The 24015-nt window shown below is 40.9% G+C and carries 24 protein-coding genes; 10 read left to right on the top strand and 14 right to left on the bottom strand.

Annotated features, from left to right (window positions below; all coding sequences use genetic code 11):
- Position 1 precedes the first annotated feature (1 nt).
- The 3 genes from HUG15_RS04350 to HUG15_RS04340 are packed head-to-tail and all read right to left on the bottom strand — an operon-like array spanning position 2 to position 3643.
- Complete coding sequence (locus HUG15_RS04350; protein WP_200127338.1) at positions 2–1087, bottom strand: Ger(x)C family spore germination protein; 1086 nt, start codon at positions 1085–1087, stop codon at positions 2–4.
- On the bottom strand, positions 1084–2145 hold the full coding sequence (locus tag HUG15_RS04345) for a GerAB/ArcD/ProY family transporter (protein WP_200127336.1): 1062 nt from the start codon (positions 2143–2145) through the stop codon (positions 1084–1086). The genes HUG15_RS04350 and HUG15_RS04345 overlap by 4 nt, the downstream gene beginning before the upstream one ends.
- Positions 2146–2149: 4 nt before the next feature.
- A complete protein-coding gene (locus HUG15_RS04340) occupies positions 2150–3643 on the bottom strand; it encodes a spore germination protein (protein WP_200127334.1) in 1494 nt (497 codons plus the stop codon).
- Positions 3644–3813: 170 nt separating this feature from the next.
- Here HUG15_RS04340 and HUG15_RS04335 point away from each other — a divergent pair, with 170 nt between their 5' ends.
- Genes HUG15_RS04335 through HUG15_RS04325 form a run of 3 tightly spaced genes read left to right on the top strand, consistent with a single transcriptional unit; the run spans position 3814 to position 6084 of the window.
- Positions 3814–4197 (top strand): GntR family transcriptional regulator, encoded by a 384-nt coding sequence (locus HUG15_RS04335; protein ID WP_200127332.1) that lies wholly within the window; start codon positions 3814–3816, stop codon positions 4195–4197.
- Positions 4194–5072 (top strand): ABC transporter ATP-binding protein, encoded by an 879-nt coding sequence (locus HUG15_RS04330; protein ID WP_200127330.1) that lies wholly within the window; start codon positions 4194–4196, stop codon positions 5070–5072. The genes HUG15_RS04335 and HUG15_RS04330 overlap by 4 nt, the downstream gene beginning before the upstream one ends.
- Positions 5062–6084 (top strand): ABC transporter permease subunit, encoded by a 1023-nt coding sequence (locus tag HUG15_RS04325; protein WP_200127328.1) that lies wholly within the window; start codon positions 5062–5064, stop codon positions 6082–6084. Before HUG15_RS04330 ends, HUG15_RS04325 begins: the two co-directional genes overlap by 11 nt.
- Before the next feature lie 68 nt (positions 6085–6152).
- Here HUG15_RS04325 and HUG15_RS04320 read toward each other — a convergent pair whose 3' ends face one another.
- The 3 genes from HUG15_RS04320 to HUG15_RS04305 all read right to left on the bottom strand — a co-directional run bounded on the left by HUG15_RS04320 (position 6153) and on the right by HUG15_RS04305 (position 9823).
- Entirely contained in the window at positions 6153–6488 is a 336-nt protein-coding gene (locus HUG15_RS04320; protein ID WP_200127327.1) for a hypothetical protein, read from the bottom strand.
- An 84-nt stretch (positions 6489–6572) separates the two neighbouring features.
- A complete protein-coding gene (locus HUG15_RS04315; RefSeq protein WP_200127325.1) occupies positions 6573–7007 on the bottom strand; it encodes a DUF3221 domain-containing protein in 435 nt (144 codons plus the stop codon).
- 1367 nt (positions 7008–8374) lie between these two features.
- Entirely contained in the window at positions 8375–9823 is a 1449-nt protein-coding gene (locus tag HUG15_RS04305; protein WP_200127323.1) for an IS4 family transposase, read from the bottom strand.
- 193 nt (positions 9824–10016) lie between these two features.
- On the opposite strand from HUG15_RS04305, the gene HUG15_RS04300 reads away from it, so the two are divergent.
- The 3 genes from HUG15_RS04300 (at position 10017) to HUG15_RS04290 (ending at position 12699) form a co-directional block, all read left to right on the top strand.
- Entirely contained in the window at positions 10017–10241 is a 225-nt protein-coding gene (locus HUG15_RS04300; RefSeq protein WP_200127321.1) for a hypothetical protein, read from the top strand.
- Positions 10242–11653: 1412 nt separating this feature from the next.
- Positions 11654–12505, top strand: coding sequence for a hypothetical protein (locus tag HUG15_RS04295; protein ID WP_200127319.1), 852 nt, complete (start codon positions 11654–11656; stop codon positions 12503–12505).
- Entirely contained in the window at positions 12493–12699 is a 207-nt protein-coding gene (locus HUG15_RS04290; protein WP_200127317.1) for a hypothetical protein, read from the top strand. Before HUG15_RS04295 ends, HUG15_RS04290 begins: the two co-directional genes overlap by 13 nt.
- Before the next feature lie 419 nt (positions 12700–13118).
- Here the strand turns inward: HUG15_RS04290 and HUG15_RS04285 are convergent, their stop codons facing one another.
- The gene (locus HUG15_RS04285; protein ID WP_200127315.1) at positions 13119–13409 is read right to left on the bottom strand and encodes a hypothetical protein; all 291 of its coding nucleotides are present in this window, start codon (positions 13407–13409) and stop codon (positions 13119–13121) included.
- A 164-nt stretch (positions 13410–13573) separates the two neighbouring features.
- Here HUG15_RS04285 and HUG15_RS04280 point away from each other — a divergent pair, with 164 nt between their 5' ends.
- The 3 genes from HUG15_RS04280 to HUG15_RS04270 all read left to right on the top strand — a co-directional run bounded on the left by HUG15_RS04280 (position 13574) and on the right by HUG15_RS04270 (position 16581).
- Positions 13574–14296: an AAA family ATPase gene (locus HUG15_RS04280; RefSeq protein WP_200127313.1), complete on the top strand. Its 723-nt coding sequence runs from the start codon at positions 13574–13576 to the stop codon at positions 14294–14296.
- 641 nt (positions 14297–14937) lie between these two features.
- A complete protein-coding gene (locus HUG15_RS04275) occupies positions 14938–15471 on the top strand; it encodes a DUF3221 domain-containing protein (protein ID WP_200127311.1) in 534 nt (177 codons plus the stop codon).
- Between the two features lie 285 nt (positions 15472–15756).
- Entirely contained in the window at positions 15757–16581 is an 825-nt protein-coding gene (locus HUG15_RS04270; protein WP_200127309.1) for an AraC family transcriptional regulator, read from the top strand.
- 1093 nt (positions 16582–17674) lie between these two features.
- Here the strand turns inward: HUG15_RS04270 and HUG15_RS04265 are convergent.
- The 4 genes from HUG15_RS04265 to HUG15_RS04250 all read right to left on the bottom strand — a co-directional run bounded on the left by HUG15_RS04265 (position 17675) and on the right by HUG15_RS04250 (position 20611).
- Positions 17675–17893 (bottom strand): DUF5348 domain-containing protein, encoded by a 219-nt coding sequence (locus tag HUG15_RS04265; RefSeq protein WP_246516486.1) that lies wholly within the window; start codon positions 17891–17893, stop codon positions 17675–17677.
- Positions 17893–18669: an IS21-like element helper ATPase IstB gene (gene istB, locus HUG15_RS04260; RefSeq protein ID WP_200127305.1), complete on the bottom strand. Its 777-nt coding sequence runs from the start codon at positions 18667–18669 to the stop codon at positions 17893–17895. Before istB ends, HUG15_RS04265 begins: the two co-directional genes overlap by 1 nt.
- On the bottom strand, positions 18657–19913 hold the full coding sequence (istA, locus tag HUG15_RS04255; RefSeq protein WP_200127302.1) for an IS21 family transposase: 1257 nt from the start codon (positions 19911–19913) through the stop codon (positions 18657–18659). The genes istB and istA overlap by 13 nt, the downstream gene beginning before the upstream one ends.
- 119 nt (positions 19914–20032) lie before the next feature.
- On the bottom strand, positions 20033–20611 hold the full coding sequence (locus HUG15_RS04250) for a DUF421 domain-containing protein (protein ID WP_200127300.1): 579 nt from the start codon (positions 20609–20611) through the stop codon (positions 20033–20035).
- A 454-nt stretch (positions 20612–21065) separates the two neighbouring features.
- Here HUG15_RS04250 and HUG15_RS04240 point away from each other — a divergent pair, with 454 nt between their 5' ends.
- Positions 21066–22082 (top strand): DUF3231 family protein, encoded by a 1017-nt coding sequence (locus HUG15_RS04240; RefSeq protein ID WP_200127296.1) that lies wholly within the window; start codon positions 21066–21068, stop codon positions 22080–22082.
- Positions 22083–22211: 129 nt separating this feature from the next.
- On the opposite strand, the gene HUG15_RS04235 is transcribed toward HUG15_RS04240, so the two are convergent.
- Genes HUG15_RS04235 through HUG15_RS04225 form a run of 3 tightly spaced genes read right to left on the bottom strand, consistent with a single transcriptional unit; the run spans position 22212 to position 23924 of the window.
- Positions 22212–22400: a hypothetical protein gene (locus HUG15_RS04235; protein ID WP_211202344.1), complete on the bottom strand. Its 189-nt coding sequence runs from the start codon at positions 22398–22400 to the stop codon at positions 22212–22214.
- Positions 22401–22422: 22 nt separating this feature from the next.
- Positions 22423–23070 carry an ABC-2 transporter permease gene (locus tag HUG15_RS04230; RefSeq protein WP_200127294.1) on the bottom strand — a complete coding sequence of 216 codons (648 nt, stop codon included), beginning with the start codon at positions 23068–23070 and terminating at the stop codon, positions 22423–22425.
- Positions 23067–23924, bottom strand: coding sequence for an ABC transporter ATP-binding protein (locus HUG15_RS04225; RefSeq protein WP_200127293.1), 858 nt, complete (start codon positions 23922–23924; stop codon positions 23067–23069). Before HUG15_RS04225 ends, HUG15_RS04230 begins: the two co-directional genes overlap by 4 nt.
- Between the last annotated feature and the right edge of the window lie 91 nt (positions 23925–24015).

The raw sequence follows: 24015 nt of genomic DNA, 5'->3' as shown, positions 1-24015 counted from the left end.
TTCATTCCACCGCACCTGTATTATCAATGGTGAAATCGACGTTAACATCGACGTCTACGTCCGGGTAAGCTTCTTCTTCCCACTGCTGAATATCAAGCCCCCGGACATTTTGTCCCACACGCTCCCCAATACCGATCGGATCAATGTTTCGTCCTTGAAAGCTTTGAATAACCTCATTCATCCGGCGTTCAAATTCTTCCGTGGCGAGTTGCTTCAATTTCTCCATATTTTCCTGTTCATACCCTTCAATGCCGTACGCTTGTCGAATTCCCCCTTCCATTTCCACATCCACCTGTACGTGCGTACCATCCGGCTCCTGGTTGATCGTCCAATTCGGGTTGGACGAGATATGATGAAACGTCACCCCATCATTTTCATTAAGCTTCACATGAAAAGTACCCCCATCCGTAGATTCAATGAGAGATCGAAAGGTTTGCATCTCTTCGAGGGTGATCTCATCAACGAACATATCTCCCTGAAATAAAGCCAACCCGGCAACCCTCACATTGTCCTCTTGTTTTTCCAGCAACGGGAGATAAGGATCAGCCCCTTCCGCATAGTAATTATACATAAAATCATGCAAACTCGTGTGCGGCATCTGTTCCTTCTGATTCCATTCAATCACATTTTGTATATAACGAAAGATCGGCAATTGAAAAGCGTACTCACTCTCCAACATCTCCCGTGCAGGTTCACGTGTAATTGCCACCTTCATGTCCTGATTGATCATAGGATTTCTTTGGACCGTATCAAGCACTCGAAAGACCCCTTCTTGAGCGGCAAAATCTTCATGAAACAAATGCACACGCGTTCGGCCCGTATCCACATAGCGAGGCGAGTCCGCTTGAAGGGAATCATAAAGGGTTTCAAGCGATTCGCCGGAGACGTTTATCGCATGGTTTTCCGGCAATGTATCTTCCGCAGCTGTAAAAATGGTCGTTAAACCGGTGACCAGGTGTTCTCCTTCTTCAAAATCATGGCCCATTGCCTGAATGTATTGGATCTCTTCCACATAATTAACCTGAGGGCTACAACCGCCTACAAAAAACACCAACGCAAGGGAAAAAATACACATACGTTTGATCACCGGCGCTCCCTCCATTTCGTTACGATCATTTCGATCACATATAACAATGGCAGATAAACAAATACGGAATAAAAACCCAAGTTACCTGTAAACGATGACAGCGCCTCAACTTCCCACCGTGTAACGAAAAAGAAAGCAGCAGCAAAAACAAAGAGCGTAAGTCCTTGCAGTGAACGTCGTTGGGAGATTTTAATCGTTTGTTTCACAGCACGGCTAGCCGCCCATAACCCTAACGCCAAATTCGGTACGAGTATCATAAACCATATAGACACCCCGATATACTCCATTCGCCACAAGGAAAGCGTTGGCCATAAAATCGTCGAGATATGATGTTCATGGAAATAAAGCACAGGGAGAATGAAAATAAACAGATAAACCATAGTACTGATAATGACACTGAAATGCGCCCATTTTTGCGATCGCGGTGCCTCTTTAATAAAAGGGTAGGCCATAAAAAGAATTTCAAAGCCTAAAAATTGAAACGTCATCGTTTGCCCCGCCATGGCTATATCCATGATGGAATGATCCCATATGGGAAATAGACTCCCCAATTGCAGTTGGCCGTAGGGAAAGCGACTAAAAAAAAGAAAAGGAATCGCCAACACAACGGACAGCACACTCATGCCCGTTATCATTCGCAGTCCGCCCCCTACAAATAAATAAACGAGAAACAACGTAATGAAGAAAAGGACCCCGCTATAAACTTCGGGAAATAGCCAAACACGAAGAATTTCCACGTAGCTCACCAAAATAACAAGCACAAACAAACTATAATAAAAGATCCAATACAAACCTAGAAAGCTTCCGAAGATTCTCCCGAAAATTCTTTTTTGAACATCGATGATTGTCTCGTCTTCCCTCAGCATGTGATAGGCTAGCCCGATGACGATATGGACCATTACTGCAGAAAAAATGATCGCGATCCAACCATCATGACCGGCAATATCGACGAGAAGGCGTTGAAACGTAAAGACACCTACGCCGACTTGCATCACAGTCACAATAAAAAATGTTAAAAACGGGGATATTTGCCTCGTTTTCATCGTTTGTTCGTGCATATACCTACTCCTCGATATCTTTAGGGATCGTTTTTCGATGCTTCACATTAAACCGTTTCCGTTTTTGCGGCCGTAGGACCGCCGGTCTTTTCTGCTGCTTTTGAATCGGCATCTTGATAACCACATCTCGAAGATCCTTCACACGCAAAGGATAAAGGGGAGCCAAATACGGATATCCCAATGATGTCAACTTGAATAAATGATAGAGGTACAGTCCCGAGCAGAAGGCCATGCCAAATATACCGAAGAACTGCGCGAAAATAATAAAAGGGAAGCGGATCAACCGAATCGTATTGCCCATGGTATAGATCGGTGCCGTAAAGGAGGCCAACGCCGTAATCCCGATCATGATCAAAAGCACACTGCTTGCCAGCGATGCCTCAACGACAGCTGTCCCGATGACAATCCCGCCGACAATCCCTATTGTTTGCCCGATACGGCTCGGGAGCCTTGCCCCTGCTTCCCGGAGCAACTCAACCGTCACCTCAAGAACGATGACCTCCACAATCGGAGGATAAGGAACCTCGATTCTTGATGCGATGAGCGTATCCAATAATTCATCGGGGACCACTTCATGGTGAAAAGAAGTTACGGCAATATAAAAGGACGTGGCATGCACCGAAAATAAAAGGGCTACGATCCGAATCAAACGAAGCGCCGAGCCTATAGGCCAGAGCATATAATGATCATCCGGGGACGCAAAAAATTCCATGAAATTGGTTGGGCCGAGCGTCGCGTGTGGAGATCCATCCATCATAAACGCGACTTTCCCTTCTACTAATCCCGATGTGACACGTTCCGGCCGTTCTGTTTCCAACAGTTGCGGGATATGGGAATTCGGGTAGTCCGTAATAAATTGGTTAATTTGAGAAATATCAACGAGTTCATCATAATCGACATCTTGGATCCGTTGCCTTAAGGTTTGTACAAGCTGCCGGTTCGTCAAGCCTTCTATGTACAAAATCGCCACCCGGCTTTGGCTAAGGCGTCCAAGTGTGATTTCTTCAACTACGAGGTCTGATGTACGCATTCGTTTACGTATCAGATTCAAATTAACATCGATGGATTCGATAAAAGCTTCGTTGGGACCAACAACGGTGAATTCATTTTCCGGCGTTTCAACGGTCCTCTTTTCAATTAATTCTGCCGGAAGGCTAAGCACCTCATCGTATTCGTCTTTCTTTTGAATAATAATGTGCCCTCGCAAAAAATGCGCTTCAATCAAATCGCCCTCACAAACAATTTTGGCTTCTTCAAGGGGGATCGCTTGTTGAAGACCCATGAGTGTATGCATATCTTTACGCTTTGTGTAAGCCAGTGCTTCATCATGGATCGTACGATCATCCACGACAGAATCCAAGTAATGAAAACAAAACGGACTTTCATCAGACACACGAAAGGAAACAAAATCTGCAGATTTTTGAAACTTAGTCAAGATGTATTGAAACGTCTTTTTCCTTCGATGGTTTATTTTTTCTTTTTGAAATCGCTTAAACATACACGTCACCTTTTGGAAATAGCTATAGGTTTAACGTGTGCGAACGGTAAAAGAATTATTCGACAATAAAACAGTACGTATTTTTTATTGACAGTCATTTTCTCTCACCTTATACTAATTGTATTATTTTAACTAATACAATTAGTTCACCCCAGGGAGGGAACTAACTTATGCTATCCATTGATCCACGGAGTAGAGATCCGATTTACCGCCAGATTATCAATCAAATTAAGGAACAAGTGGCTCGCGGGGTGTTAAAGGTAGATGACAAAATCCCGTCCGTACGGGAATTATCCACACAAATCGTCGTCAATCCGAATACAGTCAGCAAGGCCTATCAAGAACTGGAGCGGGAGGGCATCATCGTAACGATGCGCGGGAGAGGGACGTTTATCACAGAGCAAGTGCCTGGGGAAATTCTAACGAAAGATATCGAATCGGTGCGGACAAAGCTTAAGCAGGTGGTCCTCGAAGGATACTACGCCGGGATAGAAAAAGAAGTGATGCAAGACTGGGTCGCTTGGTACTACAAACAATTTGGGGGAAAGTCATGATACAGGTACAAAACGTTTCCAAAACGATGGGAAACCAACAAGTATTAACAGACATAACATTTACCGTCGGGAAAGGAACGATTACCGGAATTGTCGGTCGAAACGGTGCCGGGAAAACGACATTGTTACGGACGATGGTTACCGTTGTGGATCCCGACCGGGGAACGATTTCGGTGAACGGTGAGGATGTATTTGCAAAGCCTGAAGCAAAAGCGTCCATTCTGTACGTAGACGATAGTGTCGAGGCTTTGAAAAATTATTCCGTTTCCAATGTCGTGTCATTATATGCAGATATTTATCAGAACTTTGATCGTGATTATTTTCAGGAATTAATGGATCGGTTCCAAATGCCAAAAACGAAAAAGGTGAAACATTATTCGAAAGGTCGAAAAGCGTTGTTTTCGCTCATTCTTGCGTTTGCTGCTAAGCCTGAATACGTCCTCCGCGATGAGCCGACCGACGGGCTTGATGTCATTATGAAAAAAGAGATCATGCGTTTTATGCTCGATGAAGTGGCAAAAGAAGAGGTTTCTATCATTATCGCCACCCATCGCCTGGATGAGTTGGACAGTTTGGCCGATCAAATTTTAATTCTCACTGAAGGGGAGATTACAGAAGCGTTCCAGCTAGATGAGGTACGTGACATTTATAAAAAATGGCAGGTCGTCTACCGTGAAAAAATGCCGGACTCGCTTTCGGATCACTTTTATATTTTACAGCAATCGGGACGGGCGTACACGTGTCTGGCGGAAGGAAATCTTCAAGAGTTGGAAGTCGAGTTGCAGAAAACCGAGCCCTTATTATACGAAGAACTGCCATTAACTCTGGAAGATCTATTCGTGGCCAAGCTAGGGGGCGAGCATATTGCTGAATAAAGCTTTACTTAAAAAAGACTTAAAACCGTCTACGATGATCCTTCTTATTTTAACGGTCCTATTTGTGATTCAATACCCGTTGAGAACCATACTGGAGTTGGAACATTTAAGGTTGTTAGAGTCCGATGTGTCACACGTATTTTCCAGTCGATTAGACAGCTTTGTTCAGGATATCTTCGCAGGAAATGCACTTTCATTGTTGTCGGTCATAGTAATTGTTGTCATGGGCGGGATGTTTATTGGCTTAGAGCGAAATACACGCCGACACAACTTTAGTCTTTCATTGCCATTTTCCAGGCAGAAACTTTTCGTTACGAAAGCCAGTATCGGCCTTGGTGCCATTACGGTCATCATGGGTGTTAACTGCTTGGTTGCCTATGTGATTATAGGTTTCTCGGAATATCGCGATGCGCTTGTGAATTTTAGCTTTATGGAAATGTTTCTAGTTCCCTTGCTGGCTTATTTGGCGATCTTTGCTTTTACGCTATTGATGGGAACGATATCAGGGGAGATGATTTCCCAGGTTGTTTTGAGTTTTATATTTTTGATATTCCCCTTTGGCTTTGCCACATTATTGACTGCCTTTTTAACCGGACATTTTGGGAATTTAGGAACGTTAACGACGCACTTTGATGAATGGATTACGATATTCGTATTGCCATTTCATGTGATGGTGGACTTTGGTTCTTTTCCTGAGATTCCAACGGGGATGCAGTTGGCCGTCTCTTTGCCTATTATAGTGATCAGCTTAGTGATTGGCATAAAACTGTATGAAAAAGGAAAAAGCGAACGCAACGGTGAATTTCTGTTATTCACCCCTTTAAAACCGGTTTTCCTTGTCGGCATCGTCGGTTGCTTCGCGATGTTAGGAGGCATGATTTTCAGCGTATTCGGAGATCCTGCCGGAGCAACCATTCCGTTTTATTGGCTGGGAGCGATTGTTATTGGCGGATTGGCTCTATTGATCACAAAACGCTTATTGCAAATGAATGTAACGATGAAAAATAACTAAGAAGGCCCCCTGTATGACAGATACGGGGGCTTAACCACCTTAAATCGAAGAACTCATGTCGGGCGGTATTAATTAATAATAGTCAAACTAACAATAATAATCAGGATTACTATAACGGCAGCGAAAAACATGATGTTGTTTCTAACGTTTTTTCCCGTTCCTTTGTTTGCTATTCTTTCTTGTTCTTGTTTAATCATGCGCTCCCTAAATACGCTCCAAAGCAATATACCAACAAAAGCAACAATTATAAACGGTCCAAGAAACTCAAGCGGATTCATTAAGAAACCTTCTCTTATAGATCGATACACATAAAGACCGATGGATACAAACAACGGCATTAAGAGAACATTTTGGAGCAACAACTTCTTTTTGACTCGATTGTATTCTGTTTCCTCACGCCCCACCGAATCACTCCGATCATATCTCAAACCCTATTTTGTTATTTCCCCGAAATCAATTAGCCCTACCCGGCCTTGTCTTTGAAAATTTTATTCATCATCAATCTCCACGTCTTCATTTAATTCATCTTCCGCGACCATTTCACCGACTTCAGCTTGAGCAGGGTCAGATTCTTGAATGCCACCATCAACCCACACTTCAACGGATTGTCCTTCTTGTAGTGCCTCAAACGTAATATCGTCGGCATGACTCAGCCAGACCGCACTATCGTAATCAATTTCTTGAGTGGCACGATCAGCATCTCCCATTACATCTTCAACATCTGCCTCGTCAACGCCTTCAAAAACGAGAAAGCGTTGCTCCTCTTCGTCCTTATCAATGACAATACCTTCATAATCCGAGGCTTCGTTGTCGTTGCCATTGCCGGTGCCAATACCAGTGCTGCTGTCATATTCCCCATTTGTATCTTCCACATAGCAACTAACCAAAAACGCCATTGATAGGACGAGCAATATGATTTTCATTAATCTAACCCCTTTCATTTTTAATACTATATCTTTAATGGGTAAACCCGATTTTTTTCCCTTTGATTAAAGCCAAGTTTATTCAGTTTACTGGAAGGTAATAGCCTTTATAAGGGAAATAACGCGGAAAAGGTTGATATATATTGTTAACTATCACCAGAATCATTTTGGCAATCATTGTAATGGCTTTAGCCATTTATAGTTTGATCACGGGAGACCATTCAGCGTAGCCATACACCATGCTTTTCTTAGGTTCATTGGTTTTAGTTACGGGGATTTCAATAATCAAAGGAAAATATAGATGGTTGGGTGGATTTCTTATCATCGTTTCTTTATTCGCCTTTTTTGTTTCCATACAGGAGTTCCTAATGAATTGATTTTTATGAAAGGAGGGGCAATATGTTCTCAAGCAGCAAACTATTTGAAGTAATAAGTGTTATTGTGCTTGCCTTGTTCGCAATATTCACCGGCGAAGTTGTTACATTCATCATGTTGGGTTTAATTTTGATTCAGTTGCATAATATCCAACAAGCAATTGAGAAGAGTAACGGTCCTACTTAGGTAATAAACAGCCGAGAAACCTCCATCGACATTGATCCCTTTAGCATATTTATCATTACGATTTCTATTTTTGTATTATGTTCTCTTGGAATTGGCTTGTATGCAATAATAAAGCATTATCCAACGCAAGGTAAAACGGATGAAGATTTCCGACGATCAATTACACGTGGAGATGCGGGATAAAGAAAAGTCTCACCGGGATTGAATATAAATGTTAGCAACTTTAAAACCAGGAGGTTTCAAAATGAGCCTAATACTACTATTAATTTTCGGTGCTCTAATTCTCATCTCTTATAATTTGAAAAGGATTGGCGAAAACCTCGAAGAATTTTAAAAATAGAAATGAAAGAAGCAAGAAAACGAACGGACGATCATTCTAATAATGAGTAGGCACGGTCACATTTTTCCACCGATGTGAGGGATACATTCATGGACACGCTAACCTTTTGGTTAATAATTACTTTTGTGTTATTTTTCAACTTATTATTTGCTTTCATGTATAGAGATACGGACAAAGTCGATAAAGGATTTAAGTTGAATGTCTATAAGTTGTCGTATCGAAGGAAGCTGATTAGAAATTTCACATCCCTGCCCATTTTAATTCTAGGGATGTTTATCATTTATCGCTATTCCAACTGGAGTATGACGGCAACTATATTGTTTGGGCTATTCGTTTTCATCATTTTTGTCATACAAATAATATATAACTCGAGTTTCGCACCCCAAATAACAAGGGGTTCAGCGTGTATATTGCTGCCTAAGGCCCTTGTATGACAGTGTTTTCATCGAAATTCCATTTTCGCTCTTTAAGCGACATTATCGTCGTCAAATAGCTGATGGCCCAAAAATGAGTCTTCAAAAAGGGTTTTGATGTATTGGTATTCCTCAGACGTCTTAAAGGCATGAATATCGACCGCTCCTGATTTTGAGATGGCTGCGATAATCACGTCCAGGAGCTCATCAAACATTTCCCATAACCGTTGTGCCATATTTTTCTCCACCATGTCGTCTTTCATCTCTTCAAATAACCCTCCCAAGGTTTCGTAATCGTTGACTCGTCGGAAATAAGACAAAATGGCATACAGGATGTAGGTGGTTGTTACATGGGCGATTTGCGCGTCGAAATCTTGGGATTGGCATTTCCCCAGACGAAGGTGCTGTTTCGTCTCTCTGAAAAAAACTTCGATCGTCCAACGAACCGAATAAATGTCCATGGTTTCAATGAATGATAAGCTGATATCTGTAGAGAGATACAGTCGCCACTCTTTTTGGTACGGAAAGCGGCAAAAAAACAATTTGACGGTTTCATCGATCCCGGGATAGTAGACGGTGACTTCATAATAACGCGTATTGCGTTTGCGGCAACGTTTTTCTTTTCCTTCGCTTTTCAGGGTTTTCAGCAGTTCCTTCGCATGCATGTCTTTCCCTTGGTAACGGTACTTTCTCCAGTCCTTGCGGACAGCACAAATGACGTGCATCGCTCCATCTTTGACCCCTCTGCACGTGCGGATAAAGTCCTTGCTGGCAAACCAACTGTCTACGAGAACATACTTGGCTTTGAAACCGTGCTTCACCGCTCTTTTGAGCATACGTATCGCATTCGTGATTTTGTCGACATCGCATTCCTTCTTGCGCTTGGCACCGTTTGAGCGAGGATCACGCTTCTTTTGATATTGCTCTTTCCGCTGTTTCTTGTATAGCTTCTTTTCAGAATGAAGACTGAAATCAAGCGGGTTAAAGCTTTTCCCATCAAAGAGTCCCATGGTGAGATTTTTGAACCCGAGCGTTGCTTTGGATTTCTTGCGTCCGGCCACATGGTCGTGGACGTAAGAAACCTCTTCAATCCGGCGGCCAACACGCTCGTCCATCGTATCATCAAAGATAAAAGCCGACTTATCGTCCACGTCCTGATCAGGGTTAACCAAAGATTGAAACTGCTTAGACACATGAAGAAGCAGGTTGCGCCAAGGCATCCGGGCGTGGTTTTTCAAGCGATAAATCGTATCCTTTTGCATTTTGGTGACCTGTTTGTATCCACTTTTGTAGAAGGCATTGACGCTGTTCAAAAGCATCAGTGGAAACACCAATAGTAAGGTGATGATATCTGCAACCGGATATCCTTGCTCTTTCTTGAATCCGACCTTGTGACAAAGGGAACGAAAGTTGAACGTTTTCATAACATCCCTTATAATTGAATCAATTGAAAAACTATGAGTTTGAATCACTTTTTCAATCTCTTTGGTTTTTCCCCGCATGATAACACGTCCTTTTGGCATGATTTGGATTGGTACCTTAATTATACCAAAAGCCCTGTGTTCATGCGGGTTTTTTACGTTTTTTCATCCATTTTCATGGTGTTTTTTTATTGATTTATCAGGGTGCGAAACTCGAGTATATAACTATTATATGTGGAAGAAAAAAGAAAAGGAATAAAAAGGGTCGATGCATATGAAAACCTTTTGGCAAACAATCAAAAATTATTCTGCCTCACCTATATTCACGCCTACAATCGATCGCTTTATTGGCTTGGAAATTACTTTTACCGGAGCTTTTCTGGCTTTTTATTTAGGAGATCAGATACCTTTTTGGCAACTGCTCATTGTTTTTGCTTGTTATTGTCGCTATCCTATCTCCGTTGACACAATGGTCAGGAAAGAAATGGAAACAATATAAAAGAATTAATAATCAAAAGCAAAAACCTAACATTCGAGCCGAGCATATATTATTAAACGCTATCGTTGGTATCTCTGTTCTCCTTTTGCTATTTGCGCTTATTGTCAATATTGTCGACGATACGTTTAATTGGGCATGGATGGGTTTTCAAGTGTTTCTTGTCCTATGGTGTGTATTATGGCGTGTGTTTCACATTCGAAGGTTAAAGAAAAAGCTTTTAGTCGCGTAATGCAAAAAAGAGAAGGTGTCGGGATTTCAAGTTACCTATTTCAATTTTTTCGAGATGGGGAATGGCAACATTGGACAGAAATGCTTCCACCTGCGATCGGTTCTTTTATTGGTATTTTTATTCTAAGCATTGGTTTTCCTCAAGTGTAATTGGTATTTTTCTTAATCAACTGTCATGATTTGCAAACCGGGAGTGGTTTAGATGAGTACGCAGCCATCGATTATAGAGAAGGGTGATTATTTATGCTTGAGTTTCTTCACCGTATCCTACCATTTTTAGCAATAGCGATAATAATAGTTGGATCTCTCCTGTATTCAGAGTATACAATGTATTTTGGTTTCCTATTGTTTCTTGTGGCATGTGTTGCCAATGTGATTGTGGCAATAAAAGAAGGAGCGTATTTATATACCGTATTTTTCGTAATTGTGGCTACAACACTTCTCTCTGTTACTTTATTTATCACTATTTAGCAGAATAAAGAAGGGAACGGCTATTTATACATTTTCATTATATACTTGATAATCCTGAAAACTCTAAGTAAGATAGAGGTGAAAATATTTGTACAAATTTTTCTGTGACAGATGATCCACCATTGAAGTGAATCAATTGGCAGACTTCCCGGGAAAAAGAATGATGAATTGCTTAGTTTTCATCATTTCCGCCAAAAATTAACTGGTGGGGGTACTATCAAAGAGCGAGGAGACGGCAAGCCATTTTTAGAAAAACTTGGCTTCCACCAAGTCTTTATAGTGGAAGCCTTAGTTTATCTTATACTTAAATCTTTTGGCAAAATTAAACATTCTTAAAGTGTTAGAAAAAAAATACTACAAAACGACTTTAAAATGGCTCAGAGTTGCAATGCTCGCATACGCAGCTGTCCTCTCCAATGGATTACTTTCTCCATATTCCGTGCCGATTTGGTTGATGTGGGCAATCTTTTTTGTTCTTATCATTTGGATCATGGGTTTTGAATTATTGGCACAGATAAAATCGAGCAAGTATACAAAAAACAAATTGGTGATGTATGTAACCATGATTATTTTGTCGTTGTGGGAGTTTTCCTCTATCTTATGGTTGCGAGTGAAGGTCTTTTTGGAGGGTAGGCCATAAAATCAAAATAATAAGCAGAAGATTTTGGCACAATTGTTTTTCGCGAAATATTGAATTGTTGGAGGAATACTTAATGAAAACATTTACAAGAACAACACCTTCAGTTTTTCTCAGTGTAGCATTGTTAGCCGCTTGCGGAGATGGTGAAGAAACTACGGGTGAGGATGATGCTCCGGACAGTGATGGTGACACAAATGAAGTTGAGGAAGTTGAAGATGTAGACGAAGAGGAAGAAAATGAAGACGAAAACGGATCCTCGGAAGATTCTGCAGAAGAAGAAGGTGAAACTGAAAATAATGACGGTAATTCATTCGAACCTTTTGAGTATGAAGGCGCTTGGCCGGATGTTGGCGTCGACGTTGAATCTTCGGAAAGCGATTTGGAAGAAGATTTAGTCGTTTTCTTTGAGGCGCAAATTGATGAAGAGTTCCCGCAACATTCCAGTGAGTATACATCTTATTTAAGAAGTGTAGCTAATGCCGTGGAGCAAAATGTAACCGTCGACATTCATTTCAATCGTTTCATGGACGTTGTACCCGAGCGTATCCGCAACATGGAACGGGCCGAATTCACAACAGATGAAGTCGAGTTTATACGTACGGCATACTTGGAAGGCATGCAAATTCATCACGACGCTGTAGAAGCATTGGACGACCAATTTGATGACATCCACGAAGAACAGCATGATCTTGAATTGGAAGAAGCTTTTTATGACGGAATCGTTGAAGGAAATCACCTACTGGCTACCGCTTACATTCAAATGGTTCAAATTGCAGAAGAAACCGATGTTATCGATATAGATGAACTTACCGAGATGGAAGAATTCATTGAGGATAATTATCTCGACGATGTTGAGGATATTGAGATTGAGGATGAAACTGTAATAAATTGGTTTGGCGAGGGGAGTAGCGTATGGAAACTTTAAGAAATTGGTTAAGAGGTATAACGATTCTATTGGGGATCATCATTGTGGGGAGATATTTAATTGGCATACCTGCTATACCTGAACCTTTTGCAACGCTCATGCTCTTTATTCTCATTATGTTCAGTGGTGCCACTATATTCATCGATAGAAAAATAAAAAAAGAAAAGCAGCAAGCAAGCGACATTTTTGAATAGACACCGTCCCCCCCCCCTTTTAAAAGTTATATTCTAAAAGCTAACATATGGTGTCACATGTGATATACTAGACGGAACAATAGAACGTCGTTTCCCAAGGGTAGGAGTTTGCCATTTGTAACTTCCATCCGTCGCTAACGGATAGAAGGAAGGTAAACGATTATGTTCATTACTCACGAAACAGCCATGCTTTGTATGGCCGTGGCCACATTAGTTGTTTTGATGATGAAACATGATAAACACGAAAAAAAGTGACTACCCCTGAGATTAGCTATCTGATGGTTAGTCACCTTTCCCGGTTTCCCGGATGCCAAAGCTTTCCGGGTACGAATCATTTAGTTTTATTTATGATGATTGATAAACTCAGTCGTTATTCACACAACCATTAAAAGTCGGATCCTTTCTCCGATACCCGATCGTTAAAAAAGAATACGCATAGATAAAAACCAAACTACTAAAGCCAAAAACAGCGCTGAGTAAATAAATACTCTCACGTTGTTTCTCAGTTTAACACTTTTCACAACCTTTATTAAGAAAACGGATGCGATTGATATTCTTACAATGACTGGTATTAACGAATCCAATGTCTCCAAATCCATATCGTCTGCTTGTTCCACAGTACTCACAACACTACCAACAATGGCTGTAAGAACAATAAAAACCATAGGTAAAATTCGATCCTTAAGAATCTTCTTTAATCTTCTGTTCATTAGACACCGCCACAAACATTGCCGATAATTTAGTATATTCTATCTATTTTAACATTACCATTTTCGTGTCTACAATCTTCACATCGTCCCCGAATCGTGCCGTGTCACATTTATGCTTTAACAATTAATTCCGGGAATGATATGCTTTGCTTAGGTGGTAACAAATGTTTTTAAAAAGAATATCGCTTTTACGCGATAAAGTCCTTTCATTTCATGAATATCCTTTTTCAATTCCGATTATCAAACACTTACATGAATTAAATATAGAAAGCAACGTGACTTTTTTTGTTGGGGAAAATGGATCAGGCAAATCTACGTTGTTAGAAGCCATTGCTGACAGGTGTGATTTTCATACTGCTGGCGGCGGGAGACATAACATGTATGAAGTTTACGCATCAGAAGCTGCATTAGGTGAATACATCAGGCTTTCTTGGTTGCCAAAAGTAACAAATGGATTCTTTATGCGGGCAGAATCCTTTTTTAATTTTGCCTCTCATATTGATAATGTGGACACTGTGGGATTTAAAGATTACGGTGGACGATCCTTACACCAACAATCCCATGGTGAATCTTTTTTATCATTATTTTTGCATCGTTTTCAAGGAAAAGCCATCTATCTTTTGGATGAACCGGAGGCCGCTTTGTCACCTACGAAGCAGTTGGCATTCTTGAAAATCATTCATGACCTACATTCTGGAGGAGACGCACAATTTATCATTTCCACCCATTCTCCAATTTTATTAGGCTATCCCTATGCGGACATCTTTTCATTCGACTACGGACAAATTTCCAAGATTGAATTTGAAGGAACGGAGCATTATCAAATAACGAAAGCCTTTTTGGAAAACAGAGAAAAGGTCCTTTCGGAATTATTCAGAGAAGATTAGTGGCTATCAGCTTCATGCAAAGAATGCCCCGATCACTTTTCTTGTTGGTCTCGTACTTAATAATCAATTGCCTTCGCTTGTTGATTTAAATCGGCATTTATATCGGATTGCGGACCAAAAAAAGCAAAAAGAGCAACGTGCGAATAGTATTGGAAAATAGCGTGGCCATTTCGACTATTTTTATTTTATTGTTACTACTGTCTAGGTACGTCTAGCATATGCCTCCGTGAAATTTCTGAAGTATGGTGATATACATGGCCGCAGTTGAGAGAGCAATATTTATCCTTTTCTTTATTTTGATCATCGCATCGTTGTTCGCTTTACTAAGAGTAATCGTTGATAAATATTTCAGCGAATTTTACTATCAACTTTTTCATAAATCTTCTCGTCTATTTAAAAAGATTTTTAGGAAGTGATCCTCTTTATATTCTATAACATTTTAAATATTTCAATGAAAATGAGCTTTTTTCTAGCTGGAATTAGTATGTTCATTGACTTGGTATTTCTCGATTCAGGTCAAGGTTTTTTCATTGGTATGGCTTTTTTTGTTTTAGCTTTAATTTTGTTGGGTACTGGATACAAAAAAGTGGCTCAAAAGGATGACTTTTCGTAAATGACACACTTAAAGGAGTGTATATATCATGAAATGCGTACCGTTGCTCTTCCTAAGTTTAGGAATGCTTTCCGGATGCGGACTTCAAGAATCAAATTCTGAACAAGAGCAAGGTGAATCAAATGCTGCATCTGAGATTTCAGGGTATGTGGTGGATGAAAATGACGAGGAAGTTCTTGTAGTGGATACCGAGGCAAGTTCAACCGCAAATGATGGTGAGCACTACGATGCGGTCTGGTTATCCGATTTTTCCGAGGATGTCGAACTGGGAGAAAAGGTAAATGCCGAGTATGGGGATGCCATGGAACCTTACCCAGGTGAAACATCGGATGTAGCCTATATCGAAGTAATAGAAGAAGAACGCCCGGAAGATGCTGATCTTACGGACGCTGAAGTGTTGCGTGAAATTTTGCCGGTGGACGAACTTGACGTTCCCGTTATAAAAACATTGGAGCATGATGCTGAAGCTAATCAATGGACGATTGAAATGGCAGACGGTGTTGAACTCATGGGCGGGGATATGGATGCAGAGACGATTGATTTTGAAATCGATGATGAATAAGATGCTTATACACCAGTAATATAAAGATGTGAAATGATCATATACAGCTAGAAAAATAATTGCCTATACACTTTAGGATTTTTTGTTCTCGTTGCATGTGGAACTGAAGACCATGAAGGCGTGAGGACCCGTTCCCTGACGAAGAACACGCCATTAGAATCCTTGATCACCACATGTTTATACTCGCGTAAACTTCTCAACCCATACCCTGCAAAGCTGAACGGATTTTATCGGACCATTACATGAACATCTTGTTATCCTTAAAAGTGAAGGGAGGTTGTTCCAATGGATTTGCTTGAAAATATGAACGCAGCGGTAAGCTATATCGAAGACAATTTAAATGAAGAGATCAATTATAAAGAGGTTGCAAAGATTGCTTGTTTTTCCGAGCATCATTTCAAACGAATGTTTTCGTTTATAGCTGGGATATCCTTGGCGGAATATGTTCGGAGAAGACGTTTGACCTTAGCTGCTTTTGATTTAAAAGAAAGTGAAATAAGAGTGATCGATGTGGCTATTAAGTATGGTTACAGTTCACCCGATTCATTTTCAAGGGCATTCCAAGCGCTCCACGAAGTAACGCCTAGTTCAGCCAAAAATTCTGATGTTCCATTAAAAGCTTACCCGCGGATGACCTTCCAAATCGCGATTAAGGGAGATGTAGAAATGAACTACAGATTTATAGAGAAAGAAGCCTTTGCCGTCGTAGGAAAAAAAGAAACAGTGGCGGCCACGGATACTGAATTTAATCCGAAATTGTGGGGGCACCTCGAAGAGATCGAGGAAAGTCTCGAACCATACAACAATACCTCGTTCTCGGGCATATTACATGTTTCATTGACCAAAGAGAATGGAGACGTTGATTACTATATAGCTACAGCGACTACCAAGCCATGTCCCGAGGAATTCGAACAATTGAAGATTTCTTCCCATACATGGGCGGTATTTACAGCCACGGGTGAAATGCCGGAGGCATTACTAACAACATGGGAGCGGATTTATACCGAGTGGTTCCCTACATCTGGTTATGAATTAGCTGAAGCTCCTGAAATGGTTAGAGGAATCAACGATTCAACAGAAATTTGGGTCCCTGTTAAAAAAAAGAATTAGTTAAAAGAATATAGAAGCTGCACCCTTTTGGGATACAGCCTTCATGGTTACAAGCTCGCCTTTTTGTGACAAAGGTGAGCTTGTTGAATCAACAATAAATAATTACATAATTGAAAAGGACTAGTGGACGTACCAGAAATTCTTTCCGAAACTCCTATTCACATATCTCCCGATCCTTTGAAGACTGGTCGGGGTCAAAAACAGCATGTTGTGTCCTCAAATGACAAATCTGAGGACTGTTAAGGCCAAAAATTTATCTTTTGAGTCCTCAACTATCATGCCTGAGGACTGATCGGGGTCCAAAATTGCATAATGAGTCCTCAGATGTCAGAGCTGAGGACTACTAAGGCCAAAAATTCATCTTTTGAGTCCTCATCTATCATGCCTGAGGACTGACCGGGGCCCAAAATTGCATAGTGAGTCCTCAGATGTCAGAGATGAGGACTACTAAGGCCAAAAATTTATCTTTTGAGTCCTCAACTATCATACCTGAGGACTGGATCGGGGTCCAAAATTGCATAGTGAGTCCTCAGATGCCAGAGCTGAGGACTGCTAAGGCCAAAAATTCATCTTTTGAGTCCTCATCTATCGCACCTGAGGACTGATCGGGGTTAAAAACAGCATGTTGTGTCCTCAGTTGCCGTGGTAGTTCATCGTTTGGGTGGTTTTTTGTGCATGAGAAGAAAACTGCAGTTAGAGGTACGCCAAACCTGACCTTATCCCTCAAATGGGATGGGTTTGCTTTGACTGCCCCTATGTAGCCAAAAGAAATCAAAAAAGAGCTGGCATGTTACCGCCAGCGAATTAATCTAATTTATATCCGATCCTTTAATACAACCAACTCTTTTTCAGTGATGCCCGTCAACTCAGTGATCTCTTTATCTGAAAATCCCTTTTTACAATTACAAATCCCTTGATCTCTGGCTCAATATTTTCTTTCTCAGTTAACGATGTCAAGGCCAATTTAAAATTTTATAAAATAGCCGGTTTACTTTTTTAGAGTATAGCCAGAATTTTGGTAAAGGAGGTGGGCTAGCCCACCTCCTTTACCAAAATTTCTCGCTAGTTGGCGGGGTGGTTGTGGGTGCCCTCTCTACAACTTAATCATGTACTGATCACTCTCACGTAAGTCTAGATTGACATCCCCCATAATGACATACCATTTGTTGGCTAATTCTAGCCGGCAAGGAATCGATTTTCGACCAATGTATAGTTCAAAGCTTTCTCCGCAATGGAGCGAATATTTCCTTCCCTGTAACTCAACAGACCACTGATCTTGATGCTGATCATAATGCATACTGTACTTGGTCATCATAGCCCCTCCGTTTCCGTTTGTGTTGGTACAACGCCTGCTTGAATTTTCTCTTTAAGGCGATAGGAATCACCCCGAATATTGAACACGGAACTATGGTGCAAGAGCCTATCCAAAATGGCTGTTGCCAATACAGAGCTGCCAAGCATATCTCCCCATTCGCTATACGACTTATTGGACGTGATTATGATTGAGCCTTCCTCATAGCGTTTTGAAACCACCTGAAACAGAATTTGTGCAGTCGCGGCGTCAAATGGGGCGTACCCAAGTTCATCCATAACCAGAACGGTGGGCTTAGCATATTGCCGCAGAAACTTTTTCATTTGATAGCGATCCGTAGCTTCCTTTGCGGCCTCTATAAAGTCATCAGAGCGTATAAATAAAGCTGTCTCCCCCTGATCAATGGCTTCTAGGGCAATCGCAATGGCCAGATGGGTTTTTCCCACCCCGGGAGGGCCCAAGAGTAAAAGATTGTGCCCATCCCGGTAAAAGGAACGCATGACAAGGTCGCGAATACGTTTTTCGCTTACACTGGTTTGAATCGTAAAATCAAATTCCGTCAAGGATTTCACAAATGGAAACTTGGCTTTTTGGATTCTTCGATTCCAAGATGCTTCTTGTTTGAAAGCTTCTTCATGGTTAAGGATTGTGCTTAAAAATTCGGCATATGTTATACTTTCACTAGAAGCTTGTTCCAAGATGGCGTCAAGGTCTTGGGCCACTGACTTCCATCCAAGCTGTAGACAACGTTCATGCAGGTCATCTATGGCTTGCATAAAGTAGATTCCTCCTCTTTTAAATTCTCGTAATAATCGAGGGATCGAACTTCCACATTGGGAGCTTTCTGAACGTGTGGGGCGGTCGCCAAACCCATATCCCCCTCGTCAGGAGTTCCTTTTATTTTTGGTAGATGTTCAGACCGGTAAACAACTGTTTTTTGCGGATTGGTGTCGACGGTATACGTCGTTATTTTTTGTTCATTATCCCAAATTTCAAAGGTTTCCCTGTCCATCCATCGGATGCGAACTTCCTTCAATAAAGGCCGGCTGGGAACCGAGTACCTTTTGGATTTAACGGATATATAACCGTCGTGCACGATGCGTTTTTCCCATTTTGTGACGATATAAGGTTTTATTCCTGTAATGGGTTGTAGCTTGCCCCTCTCCTCTTGAAAACGCTCATCAGGTGCTACTCCAGTCGTCTGATTAGGATTTGCATTCGCCACCGTACTTAGCCATTGCAGGGCATCGTAGTTCCAAATTTCCAGAGAAGGTTCATGTCTTCGCTGCAGGAAATTGTTCCGGACATATTTTACCGAATTTTCAACTTTCCCTTTAGTCCGAGGCTTTCCAGGCTGACATAGATCCACTCTGAACCCATAGTAGAAGGCGAAATCATTAAATTCCGACGTGAGGATAATTTCCTTTTTAAGACGCTGTTGAACGACAGTTTTCATGTTGTCGAACAGGATTTTCTGCGGGATACCACCGTAATAGTCAAAGGCTTGCATCATGCATCGTAAGAAAGTATCCATTTTCATATCCGTTGTAAAACAAAGGTATCGTTTTCGGGAATAACTCATGGTTATGACAAAACCATATGTACGTTTTCGAACCCCGTCCATTTCCCGGATACCACAATCCATCCAATCTACTTGGGCCTGTTCTCCTGGTTCCGTTTCATATCTGGGAATCCCCTGTTTGCCTGGCTCCTTCCGAAATGGTTTTATATAATCTTTAAGAATCGTCTTTTTCCCGGTATATCCCCTCTCTCTTAGTTCATCAAAAAGAACCTCGCAGTTTGTTGTGCCTTCTTTAATCCTTTGTTCCAAGTAGTCCTTATGCGGATCGAGCTTGCTTTTTCTTGTTGGCCGCGTTTGTTTTTTAGGTATTTCTTCAGTGTATTTCTTCGCTGTAGGCCAACTGACTTGCATTTCTTCCGCAATCGCCGTGATACTCCATCCTTTCTTGTGTAAATCCTGAATCATCCAGAATACCTCTTCTCTTGTTTCGTCATTCATTTCCTCTCCTCCCGTAATAGATTATATATCTATTACGGTCGAAAAGTGTCGATATTCTAAAAAGTTATTCCGGCTATATTCTTAATTTTACACTCGTCTGTACCAACGAAATTGTTTCCCTATTTTAATGTTACAGAACCCGGATTTTTCTTATCTTTTTCCGATAATTCATCAAAAATATTGTGAGCCTCCTGTTGATTTGGATCCGTATTCTGCTCGATTTGCAAGAGCTGCTTGAAATCTTTTATTGTCAAAGGTCTTGCATCCGGAACAAGTTCATAACCTAATTGTCCATTCGGTTCTAAAGTGGCCGTTTTCACATCCGATAAAGATGTAATGCCTTGTTGTCGCAACTGAATCTCAAGTTGGTCAACGGTGTAACGAAGTTTCTTTAAGTTTTCGGTATGTGGAGCCCCATTTTCAATAACAACCTTTGATTTTCCAGTAATTATTTTTTCAAGAAAATTAAATTTGATCTGAACATATTCCATAATAATTAGTGCTATGACGAAAATGCCGGCTCCTATCATCGCCTCCCAAACACTCGTTTCTACAATGGGCTCGATAATGATTGAACCGATGGAGATCATCACCACCGTTTGTGCCATTGTCATTTGAGAAATTGATTTGCGTCCCGCGATTCGGAGTAGCAATATCCCTGAAATGACCATTACGATCGATTGCCATGCTGTCTCCATAATTTCCTCCTATGACCCTATGATCATTTATCATCCTTAGTTTTACTTGGATGTCGATGGACTATACGCTTCATTGACATTTAAAAAAAGAAACAAGCGCTGGTCCTTATATAAGGTAAGCGCCTGTTTTCTTTTTGTCACAATTTTTTAATGAGCCTACTCTTTACATGCCTATTCCAAAAAGTCTTCATTTTCGTAAGATGGATTTAGATATTTGTAGAATCCCTCAGCGGATTCGATACCAGCAATTTGACTACCTAACGTCCTTCCGGCAACCGTTACATGTTTGAATTCCATAAAAATCCTTCCTTTTAATAATTGCGCAAATGCTTTTCCGTATATATTTATTTTAGCCTTTTTTTCAAATTCAATCCCATTTACAAGATAAAGTAAATACATGGCAGACATAATTTAATTGATATGAGTGACACTTATACTACGAGGAGGTGCGCCAATGAAAAATAATGCTCATTTAACATCTGCAGAAATTGCTTCCCTGTGGACAGCCTATATGAATGATAGTATGGCCGCATGTATCTTACGCTTTATGCTCAAACACATCTCAGACTCAGACATTAAGCCCGTTATTCAGTACGCCTATGATATTGCATCCGAGCATTTAACGCAGTTGCGCTCCATTTTTGAAAATGAATCATTTGCAGTCCCGAATGGTTTTGGTGAACAAGACGTCGATATGGACGCGCCATGGTTGTTTACAGATACGTTTTGCATATCCTGTATGAGACATATGGGAAAAGTAGGAATGCTCTCTTACAGTGGCTTTGTTTCGGTAAGTGATCGGGAAGACATACGAACCTATTTTTCACAAGCTTTATCGGAAACAAATAACCTTTATAATCAAGCAAGCGACATTGAGCTTGCAAAAGGAATAGCCGGCAAACACCCTTATATTGAGGTTCCCAAAAGCATTGATTACGTCGATAGCAAAGGATACTTGAGTGGTTTAAACCCTTTTAACGATGAGCGCCCTTTAAACGCCATTGAAATTTCCCACTTGTACATGAATGTTCTCACGAATTCTATAGGGATGAAATTGTGCATTGCCTTTGCTCAAAGCTCCACGCACAAAGAAGTTCAAGATTTTATGCTAAGGGGCAAAGACATCTCAAAAAAACACATGAAAATTTTTACCGATAAACTGTTAGAGGATGAAATCGAAGCTTCACATCTACCGGATGTAGGTGTCAGTGATTCAACCACTCCAACGTTTTCCGACAAATTAATGATGTTCCTGATGTCGCTGCTCATTTCTTCAGGTGTAGGAAATTACGCGACAGCTGCAGCGGCAAGTCAAAGAAGCGATCTCGTAACGGATTATGAACGACTATCGTTAGAAAATGCCAAGTTTGCCAAGAGTGGCGCTGATATCATGATTAAACATCAATGGCTCGAACAACCGCCAGGAACTAAAGACCGAGATAAATTAGCGAAAAACAAGCAAGAAGGCTGACATTAATGAGGTCAGCCTTCTTCAGGTATCCACCTTATGCCAACAAAAATCGATCAAAACAGGTATCAAAAATTTATTTTCGTTTACATCCTTGCTTCCATTGTATAAAAGCTTCCATTTTCCTAAAAATTACTCACGTTTTTTCATGAACATTGCAATCAAGATGATTAACCCGATACAAATGAAACTTGCATACGCAAAGAAATCAGGTAAATTGAGCTCAGGCCAAGTGTCGAAGTTTTCTTGCATGCCATTATAAATAAAAAGAGCCGGAATGATCGATAAAACAATCATCATTATCGCGAAAAAATATCTCATTTTGATCCCCTTCATACATCAATTAAAATTCTTTCCTTTTATACACTTGGAGTGCGATCCCATAAGAAACAATATAAAGCACGAGGGTGATCACAAAAAAACCGGCTGTAAACACCAACGTATGATTGATCCCTTGAAAAGCTTCTTCTATAAACTCTATATACAACCAATTGCTTAGCAAAAACAGCCCAACGGCCACAAAGACGCCCAACATGAGCACTGTATCCGCTTTTTCTGCTCCCCAACGGTATGTCAGCGGGTACGCCACGATCCCCAAAAGAAGGGCAATACCACCGCCGTTCAGGATCGATAACATCGTTAGAGGGGTAAAGACGTCTCCCAACACGAGGTCAGCTAAAACAAACATAGTGGTTGTAACCAATAAGCCACTGAGCATTGCCATGAAAAAAAAGAGAAAGTGGCTTTGTACAACATGGGCCCTTTTTATCGGTAACGTAAGCACAAATTTATTCCATCCGGACTTTGACTCATGCTTTAAAACTTCAAGGGCAGGCGTAACGATAAATATAGTGATCAATACCTCCGCGAAGCTCTGCATAAATTCATTTTGAGAAAAGATAAGAATCGCCGCAATGGCGACACCTAACAACACGTAATTTCGAAAGCTTGTGGAAACCGAATAGTATTGATTTAAGAGTAGACCTTTCAAACTTCTTCACCTCGCATTAACAAGAGCGTAATATCATCGATGGAAAAGGCTTTTGTCTTGATCGAGGCGGGTACTTGTTCACGATCGGATACGAGGACTTCCATCTCATCTCCGCTTCTTTTGTACGTGATGATCAAATTTTTCTCGATATGCTCAAATTCGTATTGCTTGCATTGCAAAATGGCGTATTGGTTCAACAATGTTTCCTTTTCGACCTTTAACAGAAGCTCTCCATTTTTAATAAAAATCAGGCTATCCGCTATTTTTTCAATGTCACTCGTAATATGCGACGATAATAAAATGCTGCGCTCTTCGCCTATAACAAACGTCTTTAAGACGTCCAACAATTCATCTCTTCCCGTTGGATCCAAACCCGCGGTCGCTTCATCCAAAATTAACAATTTCGCGTCATGGGATAGGGCAACAGCAACTGAAAGTTTCATTGACATCCCACGAGAGAAACCACTTATTTTCTTTTTTTTCGGCAAGGAAAAAAAGTCAATGTAATAATCAAACGTCTTTTGATTCCATTGTTGATAAATGTTGTTAAACACTTGGCCCAACTTATCGACGGTTATACCTCCGGGCAGGTGTATATCATCGAAGACAACACCGATACTTTCTTTAATGTTTGTCTTATCCGGGTCCATTTCTTCATCAAAAATTTGAATCGAACCACTGTCCTTTTGAAGGGTTCCTAAAATGGACCCCATCGTCGTTGATTTCCCTGCCCCATTTTCCCCGATGAACCCGACAATGGAACCATAAGGAATGGCAAAGGAAACATCCTTTAAAGCAAATGAAGAGCCTGAGTATTGTTTGTTCAACGCTTCTACTTCCAAAATCGCTGACATTAATAAACCTCCTATCGTTTTGATGATTCTCCTCTACTTTACCGAGGAGTAAGGAACAATGCCTTCAATCATGCACGAAAGGAGGTGGATT

The sequence above is a fragment of the Salicibibacter cibarius genome (assembly GCF_016495725.1).
Classification (GTDB): domain Bacteria; phylum Bacillota; class Bacilli; order Bacillales; family Marinococcaceae; genus Salicibibacter; species Salicibibacter cibarius.
The sequence above is the reverse complement of the archived record's forward strand: the minus strand, read 5'-3'. Positions and strand labels throughout refer to the sequence as shown.